The 23,161-nt window shown below is 70.1% G+C and carries 21 protein-coding genes, 1 pseudogene and 1 riboswitch; of the genes and pseudogenes, 19 read left to right on the top strand and 3 right to left on the bottom strand.

Annotated features, from left to right (window positions below; all coding sequences use genetic code 11):
• The first annotated feature begins 47 nt into the window (after positions 1–47).
• The 4 genes from SALPAC3_RS0117170 (at position 48) to SALPAC3_RS0117185 (ending at position 5,100) form a co-directional block, all read left to right on the top strand.
• The gene (locus SALPAC3_RS0117170; protein ID WP_018222439.1) at positions 48–1,928 is read left to right on the top strand and encodes a M14 family metallopeptidase; all 1,881 of its coding nucleotides are present in this window, start codon (positions 48–50) and stop codon (positions 1,926–1,928) included.
• Between the two features lie 82 nt (positions 1,929–2,010).
• Positions 2,011–2,134, top strand: a riboswitch (cobalamin riboswitch).
• Positions 2,135–2,215: 81 nt separating this feature from the next.
• Positions 2,216–3,154, top strand: a complete 939-nt coding sequence (locus tag SALPAC3_RS0117175; RefSeq protein WP_018222440.1) for an ABC transporter substrate-binding protein — start codon at positions 2,216–2,218, stop codon at positions 3,152–3,154.
• Positions 3,155–3,187: 33 nt separating this feature from the next.
• Complete coding sequence (locus SALPAC3_RS0117180) at positions 3,188–4,288, top strand: FecCD family ABC transporter permease (protein ID WP_018222441.1); 1,101 nt, start codon at positions 3,188–3,190, stop codon at positions 4,286–4,288.
• On the top strand, positions 4,285–5,100 hold the full coding sequence (locus SALPAC3_RS0117185; RefSeq protein ID WP_018222442.1) for an ABC transporter ATP-binding protein: 816 nt from the start codon (positions 4,285–4,287) through the stop codon (positions 5,098–5,100). The genes SALPAC3_RS0117180 and SALPAC3_RS0117185 overlap by 4 nt, the downstream gene beginning before the upstream one ends.
• Here the strand turns inward: SALPAC3_RS0117185 and SALPAC3_RS0117190 are convergent.
• The gene (locus SALPAC3_RS0117190) at positions 5,087–5,845 is read right to left on the bottom strand and encodes a VOC family protein (RefSeq protein ID WP_018222443.1); all 759 of its coding nucleotides are present in this window, start codon (positions 5,843–5,845) and stop codon (positions 5,087–5,089) included. The two genes, SALPAC3_RS0117185 and SALPAC3_RS0117190, sit on opposite strands and share 14 nt — an antisense overlap.
• 299 nt (positions 5,846–6,144) lie before the next feature.
• On the opposite strand from SALPAC3_RS0117190, the gene SALPAC3_RS27355 reads away from it, so the two are divergent.
• The 4 genes and pseudogenes from SALPAC3_RS27355 (at position 6,145) to SALPAC3_RS0117205 (ending at position 11,152) form a co-directional block, all read left to right on the top strand.
• Entirely contained in the window at positions 6,145–6,498 is a 354-nt protein-coding gene (locus SALPAC3_RS27355; RefSeq protein ID WP_080635196.1) for a hypothetical protein, read from the top strand.
• Positions 6,499–6,590: 92 nt separating this feature from the next.
• Positions 6,591–7,841 (top strand): peptidoglycan DD-metalloendopeptidase family protein, encoded by a 1,251-nt coding sequence (locus tag SALPAC3_RS0117195; RefSeq protein ID WP_018222444.1) that lies wholly within the window; start codon positions 6,591–6,593, stop codon positions 7,839–7,841.
• A gap of 179 nt (positions 7,842–8,020) precedes the next feature.
• A pseudogene (locus SALPAC3_RS26005) lies at positions 8,021–10,167 on the top strand (HelD family protein).
• 133 nt (positions 10,168–10,300) lie between these two features.
• Positions 10,301–11,152, top strand: a complete 852-nt coding sequence (locus SALPAC3_RS0117205) for a menaquinone biosynthetic enzyme MqnA/MqnD family protein (RefSeq protein ID WP_018222445.1) — start codon at positions 10,301–10,303, stop codon at positions 11,150–11,152.
• Between the two features lie 111 nt (positions 11,153–11,263).
• Here SALPAC3_RS0117205 and SALPAC3_RS0117210 read toward each other — a convergent pair whose 3' ends face one another.
• Both SALPAC3_RS0117210 and SALPAC3_RS0117215 read right to left on the bottom strand, forming a co-directional pair.
• The gene (locus tag SALPAC3_RS0117210) at positions 11,264–12,196 is read right to left on the bottom strand and encodes a serine hydrolase (protein ID WP_018222446.1); all 933 of its coding nucleotides are present in this window, start codon (positions 12,194–12,196) and stop codon (positions 11,264–11,266) included.
• Entirely contained in the window at positions 12,196–13,131 is a 936-nt protein-coding gene (locus tag SALPAC3_RS0117215) for a serine hydrolase (protein WP_026185663.1), read from the bottom strand. The genes SALPAC3_RS0117210 and SALPAC3_RS0117215 overlap by 1 nt, the downstream gene beginning before the upstream one ends.
• Before the next feature lie 349 nt (positions 13,132–13,480).
• Between SALPAC3_RS0117215 and paaA the strand changes: the two genes are divergently transcribed.
• The 11 genes from paaA (at position 13,481) to SALPAC3_RS0117270 (ending at position 23,051) form a co-directional block, all read left to right on the top strand.
• A complete protein-coding gene (gene paaA, locus SALPAC3_RS0117220) occupies positions 13,481–14,551 on the top strand; it encodes a 1,2-phenylacetyl-CoA epoxidase subunit PaaA (protein WP_018222448.1) in 1,071 nt (356 codons plus the stop codon).
• Entirely contained in the window at positions 14,548–14,868 is a 321-nt protein-coding gene (gene paaB, locus SALPAC3_RS0117225) for a 1,2-phenylacetyl-CoA epoxidase subunit PaaB (protein WP_018222449.1), read from the top strand. Before paaA ends, paaB begins: the two co-directional genes overlap by 4 nt.
• The gene (gene paaC, locus SALPAC3_RS0117230) at positions 14,865–15,689 is read left to right on the top strand and encodes a 1,2-phenylacetyl-CoA epoxidase subunit PaaC (RefSeq protein WP_018222450.1); all 825 of its coding nucleotides are present in this window, start codon (positions 14,865–14,867) and stop codon (positions 15,687–15,689) included. The genes paaB and paaC overlap by 4 nt, the downstream gene beginning before the upstream one ends.
• The gene (gene paaD, locus SALPAC3_RS0117235; RefSeq protein WP_018222451.1) at positions 15,686–16,162 is read left to right on the top strand and encodes a 1,2-phenylacetyl-CoA epoxidase subunit PaaD; all 477 of its coding nucleotides are present in this window, start codon (positions 15,686–15,688) and stop codon (positions 16,160–16,162) included. Before paaC ends, paaD begins: the two co-directional genes overlap by 4 nt.
• Positions 16,159–17,268: a 1,2-phenylacetyl-CoA epoxidase subunit PaaE gene (paaE, locus tag SALPAC3_RS0117240; protein WP_018222452.1), complete on the top strand. Its 1,110-nt coding sequence runs from the start codon at positions 16,159–16,161 to the stop codon at positions 17,266–17,268. Before paaD ends, paaE begins: the two co-directional genes overlap by 4 nt.
• 129 nt (positions 17,269–17,397) lie before the next feature.
• Positions 17,398–18,588, top strand: coding sequence for a cyclic dehypoxanthinyl futalosine synthase (gene mqnC / locus SALPAC3_RS0117245; RefSeq protein ID WP_018222453.1), 1,191 nt, complete (start codon positions 17,398–17,400; stop codon positions 18,586–18,588).
• A 326-nt stretch (positions 18,589–18,914) separates the two neighbouring features.
• Entirely contained in the window at positions 18,915–19,622 is a 708-nt protein-coding gene (locus SALPAC3_RS0117250) for a demethylmenaquinone methyltransferase (RefSeq protein WP_026185664.1), read from the top strand.
• A gap of 204 nt (positions 19,623–19,826) precedes the next feature.
• On the top strand, positions 19,827–21,098 hold the full coding sequence (locus tag SALPAC3_RS0117255) for a geranylgeranyl reductase family protein (RefSeq protein ID WP_018222455.1): 1,272 nt from the start codon (positions 19,827–19,829) through the stop codon (positions 21,096–21,098).
• Between the two features lie 111 nt (positions 21,099–21,209).
• On the top strand, positions 21,210–21,575 hold the full coding sequence (locus SALPAC3_RS0117260; RefSeq protein ID WP_018217175.1) for an NADH-quinone oxidoreductase subunit A: 366 nt from the start codon (positions 21,210–21,212) through the stop codon (positions 21,573–21,575).
• 14 nt (positions 21,576–21,589) lie between these two features.
• The gene (locus tag SALPAC3_RS0117265; protein ID WP_018222456.1) at positions 21,590–22,270 is read left to right on the top strand and encodes a NuoB/complex I 20 kDa subunit family protein; all 681 of its coding nucleotides are present in this window, start codon (positions 21,590–21,592) and stop codon (positions 22,268–22,270) included.
• 43 nt (positions 22,271–22,313) lie between these two features.
• Positions 22,314–23,051, top strand: a complete 738-nt coding sequence (locus tag SALPAC3_RS0117270; RefSeq protein WP_018222457.1) for an NADH-quinone oxidoreductase subunit C — start codon at positions 22,314–22,316, stop codon at positions 23,049–23,051.
• Positions 23,052–23,161: the final 110 nt, after the last annotated feature.

Raw genomic sequence — 23,161 nt, forward strand, 5'->3', positions numbered from 1 at the left:
TGCGGTACCAGGCGGGAAGGTTTCCCGCGCTCATCAGGAGGTTGTCCATGGCCTTCCGCACCCCCACCCTTCGCCGCCGCCTCGCGCTCGTCGTCGCCGCGGGGTTCGGCCTGCTTACCTTCGCCGCGGCACCGGTCTCCGCGAACACCACGCCGGACCCCAGCGGTGAGTCGGCCGCCGTCCAGTACCGGGTGCTCGGCCCGCGTACCCTGACCGACCGCAGCGCGGTCGCCAGCACCGGCGCCGCGATCGACTACTCCGAGCACGGCGTCCTGCACGTCACCGCCACCGCCGCCGAGGCCACCGCGATCACCAAGCTGGGCTTCGAGCTGGAGGAGGTTCCGGTAACCCACGCCGACCACGATCACGACCACGGGGACGTCGGCATCTCCGACTTTCCGCCCGCCGACTCCGACTACCACAACTACGCCGAGCTGACGGCGGTGGTGAACCAGGTGGTGGCGGAGCACCCCAGCATCGCGCGGAAGATCAGCATCGGCACCTCGCACGAGGGCCGGGACCTGATGGCGGTGAAGATCTCCGACAACGTCGGGACCGACGAGGACGAACCGGAAATCCTCTTCAACTCCCAGCAGCACGCTCGGGAGCACCTGACCGTGGAGATGGCGATCTACCTGCTCAACCTCTTCACCGACAACTACGGCAGTAACTCCCGGGTCACCGACGTGGTCAACAGCCGGGAACTGTGGATCGTCCCGACCGTGAACCCGGACGGCAGCGAGTACGACATCGCCACCGGCTCGTACCGGTCGTGGCGCAAGAATCGGCAGCCGAACAGCGGCTCGTCCTGGGTCGGCACCGACCTGAACCGCAACTGGGACTACCTCTGGGGTTGCTGCGGCGGCTCCTCCGGTTCCACCTCGTCGAGCACCTACCGGGGCCCGTCGCCCTTCTCCGCCCCGGAGACCGATGCGGTGCGCGACTTCGTGGACAGCCGGGTCGTCGGCGGAGTCCAGCAGATCAAGGCCAACATCGACTTCCACACCTACTCCGAGCTGGTGCTCTGGCCATTCGGCTACACATACAGCAACACCGCCCCGGGGATGACCGCCGACCAGTACAACACCTTCGCCACCATCGGCGGGGAGATGGCGGCCACCAACGGCTACACCCCACAGCAGTCCAGCGACCTGTACATCACCGATGGCAGCAGCATCGACTGGATGTGGGGGGCGCACGGGATCTGGGCGTACACCTTCGAGCTGTACCCCCGCTCCGCCGCGGGCGGCGGCTTCTACCCACCCGATGAGGTCATTCCGGCGGAGACCGCCCGCAACCGCGAAGCGGTGCTGCTCCTCTCCGAGTACGCCGACTGCCCGTACCGGGCGATCGGCAAGGAGGACCAGTACTGCGGCGATGGTGGCGGCGGGGAGACGGTCTGGGCGGACACCTTCGAGACCGCGACCGGCTGGACGATCAACCCCAACGGCACCGACAGCGCCACCACCGGCCAGTGGGAGCGGGGTGCCGCCCAGGCGACCAGCTACTCCGGCGCCAAGCAGCTCACCCCGTACGCGGGCGGTAACGACCTGGTCACCGGCCGGCTCGCCGGCTCCTCGGCGGGCACCCACGACATCGACGGCGGCGTGACCAGCGCCCGCTCCCCGGCGGTGGCCCTGCCCTCGAACGGCACGCTGACGCTCTCGTTGGCCTGGTACCTGGCGCACTACTCGAACGCCTCCTCAGCCGACTACTTCCGGGTCAGCGTCGTGCACAGCGGCGGCACCACCACCCTGCTCAACCAGGCCGGGGCGGCGACCAACCGCAGCGCCTCCTGGTCGGTGGCCAACCTCGACCTGACGCCGTACGCCGGCCAGTCGATCCAGATCCAGGTGGCGGCGGCGGATGCCGCCGGCGGGAGCCTCGTCGAGGCTGCCGTCGACAACGTCACCATCACCGTTTCCTGAATTCCGGGTGGGGGCCCATCCCTGGGCCCCCACCCCCACCTCGTCACACGTCTGCGGCCCTCCGGGCGCCGGCGCGACCGTGCGCTACGGTGCTACCGACCATTCCGCAGCGAAGCCGGTGGGAAACCGGCACTGTCCCGCAACTGTGATGCCCCGGGGTCATCCCGGGGACGAGTCAGGTCGCCTGCGGTCGGTCGCGATACGCGCTCTCGAGGAAGGGCGCCTCGTGGACGGGCACCTCGGTCCCTGTCGGCGAAGCACCAACTCCTCGACCGACAGGAGGCCCGATGTCCAGACGTACCCCCCGGTTCTTCACCGCGGCCCTCGCGGTGGCCGCGCTCGCACTCGCCGGCTGCGCCGAGAAGACCACCGACTCCCCCGCAGCCGAAGACGGCGCGTCCAGCGCCGCGACCTTCCCGGTAACCGTCGGCTCGCTGACGCTGGAGCAGCAGCCGGAGAAGATCGTCTCGCTGTCGCCGACCGCCACCGAGATGCTCTTCGCGATCGGGGCGGGGCCGCAGGTCGTCGCGGTCGACGACAACTCCAACCATCCGGCGGAGGCGCCGCGGACCGACCTCTCCGGCTTCCAGCCGAACGCTGAGGCGATCGCCGCCCACAACCCCGACCTGGTGCTGCTCGCCAGCGACCAGAACAAGATCGTGGACCAACTCACCACGCTGGAGATCCCGGTCTTCCGCACCCCGGCGGCGGTCACGCTGGAAGACACCTATCGGCAGTTCACCGAGGTCGGCGCGTTGACCGGGCACCCCGCCGAGGCCGCCGACGTGGTCAGCCAGATGCAGGACGACATCGCGGAGTTGGTCGCCGACCTGCCCGAGCGGGCGGAGAAGCTCACCTACTTCCACGAGCTCGGCCCCGAGCTGTACACCGCCACCAGCAAGACCTTCATCGGCTCGCTCTACGCGCTCGCCGGGCTCGAGAACATCGCCGACCCGGCCGACGCGGACGGCGAGAGCGGCGGTTACCCGCAGCTCTCCGAGGAGGTCATCGTCAAGGCCAACCCGGACTTCGTCTTCCTCGCCGACACCAAGTGCTGCCAGCAGAGCGTCGCGTCGGTCCAGGATCGACCCGGCTGGGCGACGATCACCGCCGTACAGGAGAACCAGGTCGTCGAGCTCGACGACGACATCGCCTCCCGGTGGGGCCCGCGCGTCGTCGACCTGCTCCGCACGATCATCGAGGCGACCGCCAAGGTCCCCGCGTGACGCTGGGCCGGTGGCGATAGCAGAGGCCTTCCCATGCGGCAGGTGGTAACCCAGCGCCCCTCCGGCCCGCCGGAGGGGCGGCCGGCCGCGGCTCGACCCGCCGGGCTGCGGCCCGGCTGGCTCGTCGCCGGGCTGGCCGCGGTCCTGGCCGCCCTGGTGGCGGGCGTCTCCCTCGGCCCGGTCAGCCTGCCACCCGGCAGCGTCGCGGTCGAGCTGCTGAACCTTCTCCCCGGGGTCGGCCTCGACAGCGGGCTCACCGAGCGGGAGATCGCCATCATCACCGAGCTGCGCCTGCCCCGGGCCGTACTCGGCCTGCTCGTCGGCGGCCTGCTCGCCCTGGCCGGCGGTGCCTACCAGGGCGTGTTTCGCAACCCGCTGGCCGACCCGTACCTGCTCGGGGTCGCGGCCGGCGCCGGGTTCGCGGTCACCGTGGTGATCACCGCTGGCGGGGTTGGCGGGGCGATCACCGGACTGCCGGTCACCATCCCGCTGGCCGCGTTCGTCGGCGCGATCGGCGCGGTCACGCTGACCTACCTGCTCGGCTCCGCCGGTGGCCGAAGCCGATCACCGGCGACCCTGATCCTGGCCGGGGTGGCGGTCTCCGCCTTCCTCTCCGCCGGCCAGACGTACCTGCTGCAACGCAACTCAGACAGCATCCAACAGGTCTATGCCTGGCTGCTCGGGCGGCTCGCCACCGCCGGCTGGCACGACGTGTGGCTGGTCCTGCCGTACTTCCTGCTGACCGCCGTGGTGGTCCTGCTGCACCGGCGGGAGCTGGACGTCCTCTCGGTCGGCGACGACGAGGCGACCAGCCTGGGCCTACACCCGCAACGGTCCCGTTACCTGCTGATCGCCGCCGCCTCCCTCGGCACCGCCGCCGCGGTCTCCGCGTCCGGGCTGATCGGCTTCGTCGGAATCATCGTGCCGCACGCCGTACGACTGCTCGCCGGCGCCAGCTATCGGGTGATCCTGCCGCTGTCGATGCTCTTCGGCGGGGCGTTCCTGGCGCTCACCGACGTGGTCGCCCGTACCGCCGCCGCCCCCGAGGAGATCCCGATCGGCGTGGTGACCGCCCTGCTCGGCGGCCCGTTCTTCGTTCTGGTCCTGCGTAGCGCCCGGCGGGTGCTGGGATGAGCGCACCGGCGGTGGCGGTACGCGACCTGCGGGTCCGGCTGGCCGGCGTACCCATCCTCACCGGGGTCGACCTGAGTGTCGCCGCCGGCGAGTGGGTGACCGTGATCGGCCCGAACGGCGCCGGCAAGTCGACGCTGCTGCGCGCCGTCGGTGGCCTGCTGCCCACCGAGGGTGCGGTATCCCTCTTCGGTACGCCGATCCAGCAGCTGCGTCGCCGGGACCGGGCCCGGGTGGTGGCGACGGTCGCCCAGTCGCCGGTGGTGCCGGCCGGAATGTCGGTCCTGGACTACGTGCTGCTCGGCCGCACCCCGTACATCGCGCCGCTGGGCCGGGAGTCCACCGCCGACCTGGCCGCCGCGCACGATGTCCTGGACCGGCTGGACCTCACCGGATTCCACGCCCGGGAACTGGCCACCCTCTCCGGTGGCGAGCGACAGCGGGTCTTCCTGGCCCGGGCCTTCGCCCAGGGGGCCACCCTGCTGCTGCTCGACGAACCGACCAGCGCGCTGGACATCGGCCACCAACAGGACGTCCTCGAACTGGTCGACCAGCTCCGCCGGGCGCATGGCCTGACCGTGGTGGCGACCATGCACGATCTCTCCATCGCCGGCGAGTACGCCGATCGGATGGTGCTCCTCGCGGACGGTCAGGTGGCCGCCGTCGGCACCTCCCGGGAGGTGCTCACGACGGAGCTGCTGGCTCGCCACTACCGCGCCACCGTGAAGGTGATCGACGGCGAGCACGGCCCACTGGTGGTACCCGTCCGCCCCACCTCCGCACCCGGCCGGATGCTGGAGATCAGGGCGGGGTGATCGCGTGGAAGAGGGCGCCCTGTGGGTCGCGCAGGGCTGTGCAGCGACCGGCCGCGGTGTCGCGGGGCGGCACCAGGATCGCCCCGCCCAGGGCGGCGGCCCGGGCGGCGGTCGCGTCCACGTCCGCCACTCCGAAGTACACCGACCAGTACGCGGGCGCGCCGGCCGGGTAGTCGCCGAGCGGCGTGGTCATCCCGGCGACGATCTGGCTGCCGAGGCGCCAGCCGGTGTGTCCGGCCGGACCGGTTGGCGGCTCGTCCGGCTGCCAGCCGAAGACCAGCTCGTAGAAGACCTTCGCGCCCTCCGGGTCGGGGGTGACCAGTTCGGTCCAGCTCATCGCCCCCGGTACCCCGAAGACCTCGCCGCCGGGCATCCCCAACGGCTGCCACACACACAGCGTCGCGCCCGCCGGGTCGCTCAACACCGCCATCCGCCCCCGGTCGAAAACGTCGAAGGGGGGCACCACGAGCTGCCCGCCGGCCTCCTCGACCCGCGCGGCCACCAGGTCGGCGTCGTCGGCGGCGACGTAGATCGACCAGATCGGCACCTGCTCGGGAATGGCCGGCAGCCCGGCACCCGCCACCGCCTGGCCGTGGCGGAGAAAGTCGGTGTAGCCGTTCGCCTCGGGCTCCGGCGCGATCCGGCCGGTCCAGCCGAACAGCTCCGGGTAGAAGCGGCGCGCGTCGTCGAGGTCCGGCGCGGCCAGGTCAGCCCAGCAGGGGGTGCCCGCCGGAACGATGCCCACCTCAACCCCTCTCGTCCGGGGCGGCCCCGGTGACACGGCCCCGACCCGCATGATGACACTGCCACAGCCCGTCCGGCGGGAAATGGGCAAACGTCAACGCCAAGAGGTGACTCGGGCTTCCGCGTTGCCCTGGCTGCTGGTGGTTTCGCAGCGGCTGGACCCCACGTGGGCCACCAATGCGTTACTGAACAAAAAATGCTTAATCTGTCGCCGAACAACTCCTGGCTGACTGCCCCGGTCGGGTGAGGTATGCCCGGCTGTGTAGGGTCTCGGCGCACCCAGATCGCTACCATAAGTAGGTGGGCGACGCGGAGATCCTCGTTGGAGCCAGCTGGCCGTCACTGGTGTCGGTGGTGTCAGACGGCGGGCTGACCTATTCGGCTATTGAGGGTGACTCGGGCCAGTTTTCGGAGGTTGTGACGTCGGGTGTGACGTTGGGGTTCACGCCGCGGGCGATGGCGACGCTGAACTTCAACACGATTCTGTTGACCTCGACAGAGATTGACCTGTGTCGGGTTGATGCGGTCACGAACGATGCATCGTTGGTTTTCGATCCGCCGGTGACAATTATTGGTGGCGGATGGACGCACACTCATCTTTCCCATGACGATGCCGGGAGTCTGTGTGGACTCACTTCGGCGGGGGGTGTCTGACCGTGGCCGTTTCAATCCCAGCACGTCTCAGTGAACCCCCGAGGAGACCCATGCCCCCGAAAGCTGGAATACGTCGCTCCCTCCCGGCGGCATTGGCCGCACTGGCCCTCGCCGGCAACGGTGCGGTGGTGGTCGAGACAGCGCGTCCGGCCGAGGCTCGGGCCGCCGGTGTGCGGCCTTCCTTCCAGCTTCCATTCCCGTGCGGTGATTCCTGGCAGATCTCCACTTATCGCGGTCATGATGACTACGACGTCGACATGTTCGCGAACAGTGGCAACACGGCCGGCCGACCTATTCTCGCCGCCGCCGCCGGCGCTGTCTCGTATGCTGGCTGGGACAGTGGCGGCGGCTGGCACGTCCAGCTCAACCACGGCGAGGGCTGGGATTCGCTCTACCTGCACATGGAGTCACCCCCGGTGGTCTACACCGGACAATGGGTCCGGCAGGGGCAACTGCTCGGCAGAGTGGGCAGCACCGGCAACTCAGGCGCCCCTCACCTGCATCACGAGCAGCGGCACGAAGGCGCCAAGGTGGAGGCCTACTTCAACGGCGTCCGTTCGGAGATTACGACGGACGGTTTTCCCCCGGGGGAGCCGCTGTCGCCACCGGTCAATGCCGTTAGTGCTAATTGTGGCAATATTTCCATCTACGGGATCCTGCCGGATGGTAGGCTGACCTATTCGTTGGTCGAGTCGGGTTCAGGTCGGCTCTTGAAGGCTGTGACGTCGGATGCGACGTTGGGGTTCACGCCGAGGGCGATGGCGACGCTGAACTTCAACACGATTCTGTTGACCTCGACGGAGGGCGACCTGTATCGGGTTGATGTGGTCACGAACGATGCGTCGTTGGCGTTCGATCCGCCGGTGAAGATTGTTGGCGGCGGATGGACGCACACTCATCTTTCCTATGACGGTGCCGGGGGTCTGTATGGGCTCACCTCGGCGGGGATGTTGCAGCGCCACCAGGTGACCGCGACGAAGCCGTCCGGCAGTGAGATCGTCAATTGGGTGACGATCGACAGCGGTTTCACCCTCAAGACGCTGACCACGACTGGGCCGGACTGGATCCTCGGTACGGTTTCGGATGGCCGATTGATGTCGTACAAGATTAATGCAGTGGGGCGCTGGGAGTCCGGCGAGTTGTCGAGCACCTGGCAGGACATCACCCACCTGCTGTCTCCCGGCACCGGTATCTACTACGGCCGTACCAGCGATGGCACGCTGCACCGATACGGCGACCGAAACCCGTACGACAACAACGGCAGCGACCTGTACGGGCAGGGCAGGGTGACCGATTCCGGCTGGACCGAGGTCCTGCTCTCCGCCCAACCCTTCGGCTTCTAGGACTGCGCATCGGCGGCTTCCGCGGGGTTCGACCACCGGCGAAAATCCGTCGATGGGAGTGGTCGGAGGGGCTAGGCTGGTCGGTCCGTGCGCTCTCGCGCCACGCCGAGGCACAGCCGGTACCCGACGCGGGTGGCCGGGCGGCCAGGTCACCCTGTCGACCCGGAGGAACCGCCGTCATGCCCGCCGATCACGCCGCTGAGCGCACTGCCGACCGCACCGCTGACCTCACTGTTGAGCTCGACGCCGAGCGTGCGCACATGGCTGCGTCGCGGGCGGCCCTGCACGCGATGCGGCAGCACGCCGAAGCCATGTACGCCGTCGGCGCGAAGATCGCCGGGGACCCCTTCTCCGCCGAGACCCTCGGGGTGGCGTTGGCCCGGCGGGTGGCCGAACTCGCCGACGACCCCCGTACGCCGCTGTTCTTCGGCCGCCTCGACCTCGACGGCGCCGCCGAGTCGGGAGACGCCCCTGCGTCCGGTGCCGCCCCCGAGCCGGGAGCGGGCCCGGTGACCGGCCGGTACCACATCGGACGGCGGCACGTTTCCGACCAGCTCGGTGAGCCGCTGGTACTGGACTGGCGAGCGCCGGCCAGTCGCGCCTTCTACCAGGCCAGCGCCCGTGACCCGCAGGGCGTACGGACCCGTCGTCGGTTCGGCTTCGCTGGCGGCGATCTGACCAGCTTCGAAGACGAACACCTGGACCAGGGGGAGGAGTTCGGCACCACCAGCAAGATCCTGATCGAGGAGATCGAACGCCCCCGGGTCGGGCCGATGCGCGACATCGTCGCGACGATCCAGCCCGAGCAGGATGAGCTGGTTCGTGCCGACCTCGACACCTCGATCTGCGTACAGGGGGCACCCGGAACCGGTAAGACCGCCGTCGGTCTGCACCGGGCCGCGTACCTGCTTTACCTGCACCGGGAACGGCTCCGGCGCACCGGCGTCTTGATTCTCGGGCCGAACCCGGCGTTCCTCGGCTACATCTCGGCGGTCCTGCCCGCGCTCGGTGAGCTGGAGGTGCGGCAGGCCACCCTGGAGGGGCTCATCGGGCGGGTGCCGGTCTCCGGTGTTGATCCGGTTGAGGCCGAGGTCGTCAAGCACGACCCCCGGATGGCGACGGTGCTGCGGCGGGCGCTCTGGTCCCGGCTCGGTCGAGCTGACTCCGCGATCCAGGTATCTGACGGCGCCTACCGGTGGCGCATCGATCCGGGGGCGCTCACCCGCCTGGTGGACGACACCCGGCGGGAGGATCCCGCGTACCTGCTCGGCCGGGAGCGGGTCCGCGCCCGGGTCGTCGGTCTGCTGCAACGCCAGGCCGAGACGCGCTCCGGCGAGTCACCGGGGGAGCCGTGGCAACGGCGGATGGGGAAGGCCACACCGGTGGTCGAGTTCCTCGACGCCTGCTGGCCGGCGGTGACGCCGCAGTCGCTCGTCTTCGAGTTGCTCAGCGACGCGGAGCGGCTGGCCCGCGCCGCCGAGGGCATCCTCACCGAGGCCGAGTGTCAGGCGCTGCGCTGGCCCCGGCCCTTCCGGAGCGTCAAGAGCGTCCGGTGGAGCAGCGCCGATCTGGTGCTGCTTGACGAGGCCGCTGGGCTCCTGGAGCGGGAGCCGAGCCTTCACCACATCATCATCGACGAGGCGCAGGACCTCTCCCCGATGCAGTGTCGGGCCATCGCCCGGCGCACCACGCACGGGTCGATCACACTCCTCGGTGACCTCGCCCAGGGCACGGCACCGTGGGCGGCGACCGACTGGGCGGAGTCGCTGCGGCACCTGGGCAGGCCGGACGCGGCGGTCGTGCCGTTGACCACCGGGTTCCGTGTACCGGAGGCGGTGGTTGCGCTGGCCAACCGACTCCTGCCCGCGTTGGAGGTGAACGTCCCCCAGCGGTGTCGCTGCGTTCGGACGGCAGCCTCGTCCTGCGCCGGGTGGACGACCTGGATGCCGAGGTGGTCGCGGAGCTGGCCGCGACCCGCTCGCTACCGGGGTCGGTCGGGGTGATCGCCGCTGACCGGCGCCTGGACGAACTGCGGGCCGCGCTCGTCGCGGCCGGCGAAGAGCCCGGGGAACTCGACGCCCCGGAGAACGGGCGCGTCACCGTCGTCCCGGCGACGCTGGCCAAGGGCCTGGAGTACGACCACGTGATCGTCGTCGAACCGGCCGAGATCGTGGACGCGGAACCGCGCGGACTGCACCGGCTCTACGTCGTGCTCACCCGCGCGGTGACCCGGCTGACGGTGCTGCATGCCCGCCCGTTGCCCGGAGCGCTCGCCACCGATGCGCTCGACCGGGCCGCCGGTGCTGTGGTGCCCGCTCCGGCGTGACTGACGCCGCCGGGCCCCCTTGGCGGCGGGCCCAGACAGCGCATGACGTCCGGGTCCGGCGTTGGCTGCGGTGTTGGCCACTTCGGCCCTGACCCGGCGTCGCGATAGGTGGTGGCGGCGATACGGTCGGGGCATGGTAGAGCCGGTCGCACGCCCTCGGGTCGGGCACATCCAGTTCCTGAACTGCCTACCGATCTACTGGGGGCTGATGCGCTCGGGCGCCCTGATCGATGTTGACCTGCACAAGGATTCGCCGGATCGGTTGAGCGCCGCGCTGGTCGCCGGTGATCTGGACATCGGCCCGATCACCCTGGTGGAGTACCTGCGGAACGCCGACGACCTGTTGCTGCTGCCCGATCTCGCGGTGGGTAGTGACGGACCGGTGCTCTCGGTCAACGTCGTCTCGACCCGCCCGCTGGCCGACCTCGACGGGTGTCGGGTCGCGCTCGGGTCGACCTCGCGGACCGGCGTGCTGCTGGCTCAGCTGCTGCTCGCCGAGCGGTACGGGGTGCGGCCCGACTACTTCCGCTGCCCGCCGGACCTCACCCAGATGCTGCTGGAGGCGGACGCCGGGGTGCTGATCGGCGATGTGGCGCTGCGTGCTCTCCTGGACGCGCCGTCTCGCGGCCTCACCGTCACCGACCTCGGTCAGGCGTGGAACGAGTGGACCGGGCTGCCGATGGTTTTCGCCGTCTGGGCGGTCCGCCGAGATTTCGCCGCCGCGCATCCGGGCCTGGTCAAGGAGGTGCACGAGGCGTTCCTGCGGTCCCGGGACCTCTGCCTGGCCGAGTTGGACCAGGTGGCGACGGCGGCTGCCCGCTGGGAGAGCTTCGACGCGGAGACGCTGGCGACGTACTTTCGGATGCTGGACTTCAGCCTGGGGGATCGCCAGATCGCCGGGCTGCGCGAGTTCGCCCGGCGGGCCGCTGCCGCCGGCGCCGTCCCGGCGCTTCCCGCCGGCGGTCCGGCCCGCTTCGTCGGCTGACCGCTACGGCTCGCGTTGACCGTTACGGCCTGCGTCTACCGCTGCGGCTCGCGGTGACCACGTTGGCCCGCCCGCCTTGTCGGCGGACCAACTCGTGGCGCGGGTCGCCGGTCAGAGCGGTTCGGCCAGCAGGGCCTCGGTGACTTTCTGGCAGTTGTCCATGCCGTACTGGTAGCCCTGCGCGACCGGGTAGCGCAGCATCACCCCCATCGTCCAGGTGTCGCCGATCGCCAGGCAGTTGACATGGTTCTCCTGCTCGCGGGTGCGGTCAACCCAGCCGTTCTTGATGGCGATGGTCTCGCTGACAGCTGACGGGAACGCCTTGCGGATACCGAAGTCGCCGGCGCCCCGGACCAGCCGCATCTCCTCAAGGAGCCAGTCCGTCCATTCCGGGCCGGCGGCCCTGCCGTCGGCGATGCACTCACCGAGCCGTGCGGTGTCCCGTGGGGACAGCTCGGTCCGGCTCCAGCCGCCGTCCTCCGCGACGTTGCTGTCGGTCAGCTCGCATCGGGACAGCAGGCGCTCGATGGTGACGGATCTACCGAGGTTGTTGTAGAACTCCTGGGTAAGGGCGTTGTCACTGTCCCGGATGATCTTGGTGGCGTCGGCGAGCTCGGTGTCGGTCGGGGTCCGGCCGGCCTCCACCGTGCGGCGCAGATAGTCGGCGACGATCCAGGATTTGATCATCGAAGCCGTGGTGCTGGTCTCGGTCATGTTCTCCGAGCCGATGATCTCACCGGTACGGCGGTCCAGCACACTCCAGGCGTACCAGCCGTCGATGCCCAGGTTGGTGAGATCGTTCGCTGCGAAGGGTAGCGGTTCGAGGGTCGGGCTCGGCGATGGCGTGGGCTGGGCCTGCCCTTCGCGGCCATCGGGCTGCTCCTGTGCTGGGCCTTCGCCCCACAGCGCCGTGGCCGTCGATTCGAAGGGCGACCCGGGTAGCAGGCGGAGGGAGACCAGCACGAAACCGATCAGGATGGCCGTGATCGCGGCCACCTTGAGCAGTGAGGTGCCGCCCTGCTGTGCGTCGGGCTGGCTGGCCATCAGAGGTCCTCGGTCGGCTGCTGCGGCACCTTCAGGGCGGCGCCGGGCTGCGGGGTGACGAGCTGGGTGGCGACGCTCGCGCAGGTCTGGGCGCCGTAGTCGAGCCCACTCTGCTGCGGGTATCGCATCATCACAGCGAGACTCCACTGGTCGTTCACCGCGAGGCAGTTGACGTGCCAGTTGCCGTCGTAGTTCAGCGCCGTCCACCCGTTCTTCATGCCGACCGGGCCCTGGCTGGTGATCGACTCGGGTAGGCCGTCGATGATCCCCCAGCGGCCGCCTCCGGAGCGCGCGTTCTGGTCGTCGGCGGCGGTCGTACCGCGAACCTGACTCATCTCGTCCAGCAGGAATTCGGTCCACGTCGGCCCGGCGGCCGTGCCGTCGGCGATGCAGTCGCCGAGCCGGACCGCGTCCCGGGGGGACATCTGGGTGAAGCTCCACCACCCGACGTAGCCCGGCACGGTGCCGGGTTTGGTGTCGGTGAGGCCGCAGGTGCTGATCATCCGGTCGATGGTGGCCGATCTGCCGACCTCCCGGTAGAGCAGGTTCGCCGCGTCGTCGTTGCTGTCCCGGATCGCGGTGGTGATGGCATCGCGCATCGTCTTCGAGAGCGACTCGTCACCGAGCTGGTTCAGGTAGTCGGCGGCGAACCACACCTTGATCATCGATTCGGTGGAGCTGGTGTCAGTGAGGTTCTCCGCGCCGGAGATCGTGTCGGTCTGGCGGTCCATCAGCGCCCAGGAGAAGAACTCGCCCTCGAAGGGTACGGAAACCGGCGCGTCGGCCAGGGTCGGCGGCGGGGGCGCGGAGGGTGCGGGCGTGGGGACGCTCGCCTCGGAGTCGGTGCCGCCGTCGTCGAGGCGGGTGTACGCAGCGGGAATGATCAAAGCAATTCCGAGGACGACCGCCATGACGGCTAGCAACCGGGGACGCATAACTGGGTGAACTCCAGGTGTCGGGGTCAGGGGGCCGGCTCGCGGGGCCGGGGGAGGGATCGGCGCGGTCGAGGCGGGGGCGGCCTCAGCTACGTAAACGATCGCCGGCAGCAGGTCGGTGTGACCGCGGGGAAGTCTACGTCTGGATCTGCGCCGTGCCGAGGGCTCGCTCGCGGCGGAGGCGTGTCATAAGTGGTGGGAGTTGCAGACAGTGCATGCTTTATGCCCTTTTTGGGGGTTATTTGTGACTCGGCTCATAACGGGCTGGTGAGTGCGGGGTACTCCGCCCGCGGCCGGAAACCTGTTACATCCCCTAGAGATTGGTGTGTCGAGCTGTAACACTTGAGGTATGTATGGGAATGACTTCCCCGCCGACGACACCTCCAGCGGCCTGCTGGGCGAGGTCGAGGCGGCCGAGATGGCGCTGCGGGAGGCGGCCGAGCGTGGGCGGCACGGTGCCGCCGGCGCGGATCCGGCCGCCTACTTCACCGAGGTCATCGCCGCCGACCAGAAGGTCGAGCCCCGGGACTGGATGCCGGAGGCGTACCGCGCGACCCTGATCCGGCAGATCGCCCAGCACGCCCACTCCGAGATCATCGGAATGCAGCCGGAGGGCAACTGGATCACTCGTGCTCCCTCCCTCAAACGCAAGGCGATCCTGCTCGCCAAGGTGCAGGACGAGGCCGGCCACGGCCTCTACCTCTACGCCGCCGCGGAGACCCTCGGGGTCAGCCGGGACGAGCTGGTTGACCTGCTGCTGGCCGGCCGGCAGAAGTACAGTTCGATCTTCAACTACCCGACCCTCAGCTGGGCCGACATGGGCACGATCGGATGGCTGGTGGACGGCGCGGCAATCGTCAACCAGGTGCCCCTCTGCCGCTGCTCGTACGGGCCGTACGCGCGGGCGATGATCCGGATCTGCAAGGAGGAGTCGTTTCACCAGCGGCAGGGGTACGAGATCCTCCACACCCTCGCCCACGGCACCCCGGCCCAGCGGGAGATGGCGCAGGACTCGGTAAACCGCTGGTGGTACCCGTCGCTGGCGATGTTCGGCCCGCCGGACACCGACTCCACCCACTCCGCCCAGTCGATGGCCTGGAAGATCAAGCGCTTCTCCAACGACGAGCTGCGCCAGCGGTTCGTGGACATGTGCGTGGGCCAGGCCGAGGTGCTCGGCCTCACGCTTCCCGACCCGGCGCTGTGCTGGAACGACGAGCGCGGCGCCTACGACTTCACCCAGCCCGACTACGCGGAGTTGATGCGGGTGATCAAGGGGGCGGGTCCGTGTAACCGGCAGCGGATGGAGCACCGTCGTCGGTCACACCGGGAGGGCGCCTGGGTCCGGAGCGCCGCCGCCGCGTACGCGGCCAAGCAGGCGAGCAAGAAGGAGCAGGCGAGCAGGAAGGAGAGGGTGGCGTGAGCGAGTACAGCGAGCCGACCAGCCAGCCGGGTGGGGCTTCGCCGGCGCCCCTCTGGGAGGTCTTCGTCCGGGCCCGGCGCGGACTGGCCCACACCCACGTTGGCAGCCTGCACGCAGCCGACGCCGAGTTGGCCCTGCACAACGCCCGGGACCTCTACACCCGGCGACAGGAGGGGGTGTCGATCTGGGTGCTGCCGGCCGCCGCCATCACCGCGTCGAGCCCGGACGAGAAGGACGCCTTCTTCGACCCGGCGGCGGACAAGGTCTATCGGCACCCGACCTTCTACGAGGTGCCGGAGGGGGCTGCTCACCTGTGACCGCGCATGTCGAACAGACCGGACCGAGGGCCGTGCCGACCGCCTCGGGGACGACATCGGCCGCGCCGGAGCTGACGCCGGCCGCGCCGGAGCCGGTCACCAAGCGCTTCGAGTTCGTCCTGGGCCTCGCCGACGACGCGCTCGTCGCGGCCCAGCGGCTCGCCGAGTGGTGCACCCGCGGGCCGGAGATGGAAGAGGACATCGCCCTGTCCAACATCGCCCTCGACCAGCTTGGGGCGGCACGCCTGCTGTTGACCTACGCGGGCGAGTTGGAGGGAGCTGGGCGGGACGAGGACGCGTTGGCGTACCGGCGCGACGACCGGGAGTTCCGCAACTGCCTCCTGGTCGAGCTGCCCAACGGTGACTTCGCGGTGACCATGGCGAAGCTGCTCTTCCTGGCGGCGTACCAGGTGCCGCTCTACACCGCGCTGGCCGGCTGCGGCGACGAGCGGCTGGCCGCGATCGGGGCGAAGGCGCGCAAGGAGTCGGCCTACCACCTGGATCATGCCTCGTTGTGGGTACGGCGGCTCGGCGACGGCACCGACGAGTCACACCGCCGGATGCAGGCGGCGGTGGACGAGGTGTGGCCGTACCCGCACGAACTCCTCACCCCGGACCCGACCGCGCCGGTCGACCCGGCCGCCCTGCGCGCCGACTTCGACTCGGTCGTCTCCAGTGTGCTCACCGAGGCCACGTTGACGGTGCCCGAGACCTCCTGGACGCCGGCCGGCGGCCGGAACGGCGTGCACACCGAGCACCTGTCCTACCTGCTCGCCGAGCTGCAGGTGCTACACCGCGCGCATCCCGGAGCGTCTTGGTGACGACCGCCCGGGCCGCGGTGGCCGCGGTGGTGGATCCCGAGCTTCGGGTGATCACCATCGAAGAACTCGGCATTCTGCGGTCGGTTGCCGAGGAGCCGGCCACCGGTCGGGTGGTGGTCACCATCACCCCCACCTACACCGGTTGCCCGGCGATGGATGTGATCCGGGCCGACATCCGTCGGGCGCTCGTCGCCGCCGGCCACCCGCCGGCCGAGGTCCGTACGGTCTACACGCCGGCGTGGAGCACCGACTGGATCACCGAGGCGGGGCGGGCCAAGCTCGCCCGGGCCGGCATCGCCCCACCCGGTCCGGTCCGCCCCACCGGCCCGGTACCGCTGACCCTGACCGTCCGCTGCCCGTGGTGCGGATCCCCGGAGACCGAGCAGATCAGCCGCTTCGGCTCGACCGCGTGTAAGGCTTTACGACGCTGCCGATCCTGTACTGAACCCTTCGACCACCTGAAGGCACTGTGACTGTCACGATCACCCGGCCGACCCGTCGTCGGCCGGTCTTCCACCCGCTGCCCGTGGCCACCGTCGACCGGCTCACCGCCGACGCGGTGGCGGTCACCTTCGCCGTACCGGACGAGCTGCGCGCGAGCTTCGCGTTCGACCCCGGCCAGCACCTCACCGTGCGCCGGACGACGGAGCAGGGCGAGGAGGTACGGCGCTCGTACTCGATCTGTTCGACGCCCCAGGATCTGGGCCAGCGGGGCGTGCTGCGGATCGGGGTCCGGGAGATCCCCGGCGGCGCCTTCTCCGGGTACGCCTGTGGGGCGCTACGGGGCGGGGACACCGTCGAGGTGCTGCCGCCGCTCGGTCACTTCACCACCGCGCTGCACCCGGACCGGGTACGCGCCTACGCGGCGGTGGCCGCCGGCTCCGGCATCACCCCGGTGCTATCCCTGGTCACCACGGCCCTGGCCGTCGAGCCCGCCAGCACCTTCACCCTGGTGTACGGCAACCGCGCGGCGAACACCGTGATGTTCGCCGAGGAACTCGCCGACCTGAAGGACCGGTACCCGACCCGGCTGCACCTGGTCCACGTGCTCTCCCGCGAACAGGGCGAGTCGCCCCTGCTCTCCGGCCGTGTCGACGCCGAGCGGCTGGACCGGCTGCTGGACACCATCGTGCCGGGCGAGGCGATCGAGGAGTGGTTCCTCTGCGGCCCGTACGGGCTGGTGACGGACGCCCAGCGAGTGCTGGCCGCCCGGGGTGTCCCGGACGCCGCGGTGCACGCCGAGCTCTTCCACGTGGACGCGCCGCCGGAGCCGGTCCACCGCCCCGAGCACCAGCCGACGGCGGGTACCGAGGTCACGATCGTCCTGGACGGGCGTTCGTCCACGGTGACCATGGGGCGGGCGGATCGGGTGCTGGACGCGGCGCTGCGGGTCCGCGCGGAGCTGCCGTACGCGTGTAAGGGGGGCGTCTGCTCGACCTGCCGGGCGAAGGTCGTGGCCGGCGAGGTGACGATGGCCCGCAACTACGCGCTGGAGCCGGACGAGCTGGCGGCTGGTTACGTCCTGACCTGCCAGTCGAGCCCGACCACTGATCGGCTCACCGTTGACTACGATGCCTGACGCCACCGGATGGGGCCGGCCGCGGACGGCCGGCCTTCCCGGGCGGCGGCGGGGTTGAGGGGCCGGAGAGCTCACACCTCCGGTGGCCGCTCGTCACGGGTTGGGCCGGGGCGACGTAGGCTCGGGAGCGTGACGGTGAGCCGGGAGATCAACGACATCCTGCAGCGCGGCGCGGACGGCGGGCGGATCACGCCTGAGGAGGCCCTGCTGCTCTACACCGAAGCGCCCCTGCACGCGCTGGGTGAGGCGGCCGATGCGGTACGCCGGCGGTGGTACCCGGACAACATCGTCACGTATCTGATCGACCGCAACATCAACTACACGAACGTCTGCGTGACGGCGTGCCGGTTCTGTGCCTTCTACCGTGCGCCCAAGCACCGGGAGGGCTGGACCCACCCGACGGAGGAGATCCTGCGCCGCTGCGGTGAGGCGGTCGAGCTGGGCGCCACCCAGGTAATGCTGCAGGGTGGGCACCATCCCGACTACGGGGTGGAGTACTACGAGGAGCTCTTCTCCTCGGTGAAGCGGGCCTACCCGCAGCTCGCCATCCACTCGATCGGCCCGAGCGAGATCCTGCACATGGCGAAGGTGTCCGGCGTGGGGCTGACCGAGGCCATCACCCGGATCAAGGCGGCCGGCCTGGACTCGATCGCGGGCGCCGGCGCCGAGATGCTGCCGGCCCGGCCGCGGAAGGCGATCGCGCCGTTGAAGGAGTCCGGTGAGCGCTGGCTCGAGGTGATGGAGCTCGCCCACCAGCAGGGCGTCGAGTCGACCGCGACGATGATGATGGGCACCGGGGAGACCGCCAGCGAGCGGATCGAGCACCTCCGGATGATCCGCGACGTGCAGGATCGGACGCGGGGTTTCCGGGCGTTCATCCCGTGGACCTACCAGCCGGAGAACAACCACCTCAAGGGGCGGACCCAGGCCACCACCCTGGAGTACCTGCGGCTGGTGGCGGTGTCCCGGCTCTTCTTCGAGACCGTGCCGCACCTCCAGGCGTCGTGGCTCACCACCGGCAAGGATGTCGGTCAGCTCGCGCTGCACATGGGGGTTGACGATCTGGGCTCGATCATGTTGGAGGAGAACGTCATCTCCTCGGCCGGAGCGCGGCACCGTTCGAACCTGCACGACCTGATCGGGATGATCCGGTCGGCGGACCGGATCCCCGCTCAGCGGGACACCCACTACCGGCGACTCGCCGTGCACCGCACCCCCGCCGAGGACCCGCGGGATGACCGGGTGGTGTCGCACTTCTCGTCGATCGCCCTGCCCGGCGGCGGCGCCGGGAAGACGCTGCCACTGGTTGACGTCGGCTGAGATGGCCGGCTGGCGCCACCCCGCGGATGAGGGTTTCACGGGTGGGCCGGACGGCTCAGCGGCTGTGGGCCGAAGGTATCGACCTCGGTGACCTGTTGCTGGGTGCGGGTCCACGTTGAGGTTGACAACCGCCGTTGGTCCAGACATCCCCCGGCGTGGCTGCGGGGGGCCACGTCAGCCTGCCCGCACAGTGGGCTATCCAGGGTGATTGACCAGTCAGCGGCGACGAGGCGGGCCGTCGGCCCGCTCCGTCCGTGAGCTGCGGCGCGGATGTCCTGGTAGGGGGGCCTCCCGGCGGGAGGTGCGACGGCTGGCACAGTGGAGGGGTGAGTACGTCTCAGGGCCAGCGCGCCAGCCTGGACAAGCAGCCACATGAGGTCGCCGCGATGTTCGACGGGGTGGCCGCCCGCTACGACCTGGCGAATACCGTTCTCTCCTTCGGGCGGGACCGGTCCTGGCGGCGGGCGACCCGGGCCGCGCTGGGCCTGCGGCCTAGCGAGCGGGTGTTGGACGTGGGTGCCGGCACCGGCGTCTCGACCGGGGAGCTCGCCCGTTCGGGGGCGTACGCGGTCGGCGCCGACCTCTCCCTGGGCATGTTGGCCGCGGGTCGGCGGGCCCGCCCCGAGGTGCCCCTGTTGGCCGGGGACGCGCTGCGGTTGCCCTTCGCCGACGCCAGCTTCGACGCGGTGACCATCTCCTTCGCGCTGCGCAACGTGCAGGACACCGCGGCGGCGCTGCGCGAGTTGGCCCGGGTCACGAAGCCCGGCGGCCGGCTGGTGGTCTGTGAGTTCAGCACCCCGGTCAACCCCGCCTTCCGCACGATCTACCTGTCATATCTGATGCGGTCGCTGCCGGCGGTGGCGCGGTCGGTGGCGAGCAGCCCGGACGCGTACGTCTATCTGGCGGAGTCGATCCGCGCGTGGCCGGATCAGGCGGCGCTGGCGGAGCTGATCGGGTCGGCGGGCTGGCAGCGGGTGGGCTGGCGCAATCTGACCGGCGGCATCGTCGCGCTGCACCGTGCCTTCCGGCCGTGACGGCGGCGTCCGTGCCTCGGGCAGGCCGGCCGCAGAACGGCGATTCGTGCCGAAGCGAGCCGACACCTCGCCCCTGCCGCGCTGACCGGCAGGTTCCGCGGCAAGTTAGGTGCCCCTAATATGCGGCCGGCAGCTGGCCGGTCATAGACTCCGTACCGTCTGGCTTGTGAACGTTTTCACGAGCGTGCGGGAGGGGAGGTGCGGATGACCACGGAGAACGACGCCGAGGTGATTGTCGTGGGCGCGGGCCCAGGTGGTTCGGCGACCGCGTACCACCTGGCCCAGCACGGCGTCCGAGTGTTGCTGCTGGAGAAGACCGAGTTCCCCCGGGAGAAGGTCTGCGGCGACGGGTTAACCCCGCGCGCGGTGCGCCAGCTGGTGCGGATGGGCGTGGACACCTCGGTCGAGGCGGGCTGGGTGCGCAACCGGGGCCTGCGGGTCGTCGGCGGTGGCCTCCGCCTCGAACTGGACTGGCCCGACCTGGCCAGCTTCCCCAACTACGGCCTGGTGCGTCCCCGGCTGGACTTCGACGAACTGCTCGCCCGGCGCGCCGTCGCCGCCGGCGCCGAGTTGCGCACCGCGGTGGAGGTCACCGCCCCGATCTTCGACCGTGCCGGCCGGGTGGTCGGGGTAGAGGCGGCGGTCGGCTCGGAGCAGGCACCGGCCACCTTCCGGGCGCCCCTCGTGGTCGCCGCCGACGGTGTGTCCGGTCGCTTCCCGCTCGCCCTCGGGCTGGCCAAGCGGGATGACCGACCGCTCGGCGTGGCGGTCCGGCGGTACTACCGCTGCCCGGCCAAGCACGACGACAACTACCTCGAGTCCTGGCTGGAGCTGCGCCGCAAGGGCAGCGACGCGCTACTGCCCGGCTACGGCTGGATCTTCGGGCTGGGCGACGGCCGGGTGAACGTCGGGCTCGGTGTCCTGAACTCCTCCGCCGCCTTCGGTAAGACGAACTACCGGCGGTTGCTCACCGACTGGCTCGCCAACACCCCCGAGGAGTGGGGGATCGCCGACGAGGCCAACGCCGAGGGGTCGATTCTCGGCGCGGCGCTGCCGATGGGCTTCAACCGGGTGCCGCACTACTCGCGGGGAACGCTGCTCGTCGGCGACTCCGGCGGCATGGTCAACCCGTTCAACGGCGAGGGCATCGCGTACGCGATGGAGTCGGGGGAGCTGGCCGCGGAGGTCGCGGTACAGGCGCTCGCCCGTCCGGCCGGCTCCGAGCGGGAGCGCGCGCTGATGGCGTACCCGGCGGAGCTGAAGGCCCGGTTCGGCGGCTACTACCGGCTCGGCGGCATCTTCGTGAAGCTGATCGGTCGCCCCGAAATCATGCGGGCGGCCACGAAGTACGGCCTGCCGCACCCGATGTTGATGCGCTTCGTGCTCAAGTTGTTGGCCAACCTGACCGACCCGCGCGACGGGGATGCGATGGACCGGGTCATCAACGCGATGACGAAGGCGGCGCCAGCTGTGTGACGCGGTCTGGATCGCGGTGTGTTTTGACCCCGCCGGCAATCGCCGATCGGGATGTGAATAGTGTGATATTTGTCCAGCATCGAGGGCAGGGAAGGACGAGCAGGAGAAACGATGTCGCTCTCGCCTTACATACCGATCATCGGGTTGTTCGCCCTCGCCGCGGCGTTCGCGCTGTTCTCCGTGGCAGCCGCCCGCCTCGCCGGCCCGCGCCGCTATAACCGGGCCAAGCTCGAGGCGTACGAGTGTGGAATCGAGCCGAGCCCGCAGCCGGTCGGCGGCGGCCGGTTTCCGATCAAGTTCTACCTGACGGCGATGCTATTTATCGTCTTCGACATCGAGATCATCTTCCTCTTTCCCTGGGCTGTCTCGTTCGATGCCCTGCCGATCTTCGGCCTTGTGGAGATGGTCCTGTTCATCGTCGCGGTCTTCGTCGCGTACGCCTTCGTGTGGCGGCGCGGCGGCCTGGACTGGGACTGAGGAAGGAACCGTAGATGGGTATCGAGGAGAAGCTCCCCGCCGGTGTCCTGCTCACCTCGGTGGAGAAGTTCGTCAACTGGTCGCGTAAGTCGTCGGTCTGGGGGGCCACCTTCGGCCTCGCCTGCTGCGCCATCGAGATGATGGCGGCCGGCGGACCGCACTACGACATGGGCCGTTGGGGTATGGAGGTCTTCCGGGCCTCACCCCGGCAGGCGGACCTGATGATCGTCGCCGGACGGGTGAGCCAGAAGATGGCCCCGGTGCTCCGGCAGATCTACGACCAGATGGCCGAGCCCCGCTGGGTGCTGTCGATGGGCGTCTGCGCCAGCAGCGGCGGCATGTTCAACAACTACGCGATCGTGCAGGGCGTTGACCACGTCGTGCCGGTGGACATGTATCTGCCCGGCTGCCCGCCCCGGCCGGAGATGCTCATCGACGCGGTCCTCAAGCTCCGCGAGAAGATCATGCACGAGCCCCTCGGTCCGAACGGCCGCAAGATGATGGAGGCCCGCAAGGCGCGCGGTGACGTGCCGGTCGTGCCCTACGGGTCGATGCCGTCGTCGTACCGCAGCGACAAGGCCCGCCGCGCCGAGTGGACGAAGGCTGTCCGCGAGGGCCGCGAGGAGCAGCTGCGGATTGAGAACTGGATGAAGGCCCAGCCCCACCTGCAGCAGTACGAGGGGTTGAAAAAGTGACTGAGCTTGCGAGCCCCGCGGTCGTGAACGGAGGGCCGGTGACATGAGCGCACCCCAGGACAGGACGGACGACGGCGGCGTGCCGGTACCGGTGACCCCGGCCGGGGCCACCGGCGGCGCTCCGGCCGAGCTACCCCCGTCGAGCCCCGCCGGGCGGGGGATGTTCGGCGACCAGGGCACCGGTGATGTCTCCGGCTACGGCGGGCTGGTCCGCCCGCAACGGTCGATCGAGGCGGCCACGCGGCCGTACGGCGGCTACTTCGACGAGGTCACCGACGCGCTGGAGGAGGCGTACCCGGCCTTCGGCGAGGCGATCGAGAAGGTCGTGGTTGACCGGGGTGAGCTGACCCTGCACATCCGTCCGGAGCGGATCGCCGAGGTCTGCCAGGTGATGCGGGACGACCTCTCGCTCCGGTTCGAGCTCCTCTCGTCGGTATCCGGGGTGGACTACCTCGGCGCCGACGCCCGCCGGCTGCACGTGGTCTACCAGCTGACCTCGATGACCTACCGGCGTCAGGTCCGGCTGGAGACGGCGGTCTCCGTCGAGGAGCCGCACCTGCCCAGCGTGACCAGCGTCTACCCGACCGCCGACTGGCAGGAGCGGGAGACGTACGACATGTTCGGCGTCGTCTTCGACGGTCACCCCGGCCTGACCCGGATCCTCATGCCGGACGACTGGGAGGGCCACCCGCAGCGCAAGGACTACCCGCTGGGTGGCGTGCCGGTCGAGTACAAGGGCGCCGAAATCCCGCCACCGGACCGCCGGAGGTCGTACCAGTGAGTGAGCTTGCGAGCCCGGTCGCGAATGGAGGGCAGGGACGGTGAGCGCGAGGAGTGAGCTTGCGAGCCCCGCAGTCGCGAACGGAGGGCAGGGACGGTGAGCGCGAGGAG

The organism is Salinispora pacifica DSM 45544 (assembly GCF_000378845.1).
GTDB lineage: Bacteria > Actinomycetota > Actinomycetes > Mycobacteriales > Micromonosporaceae > Micromonospora > Micromonospora pacifica.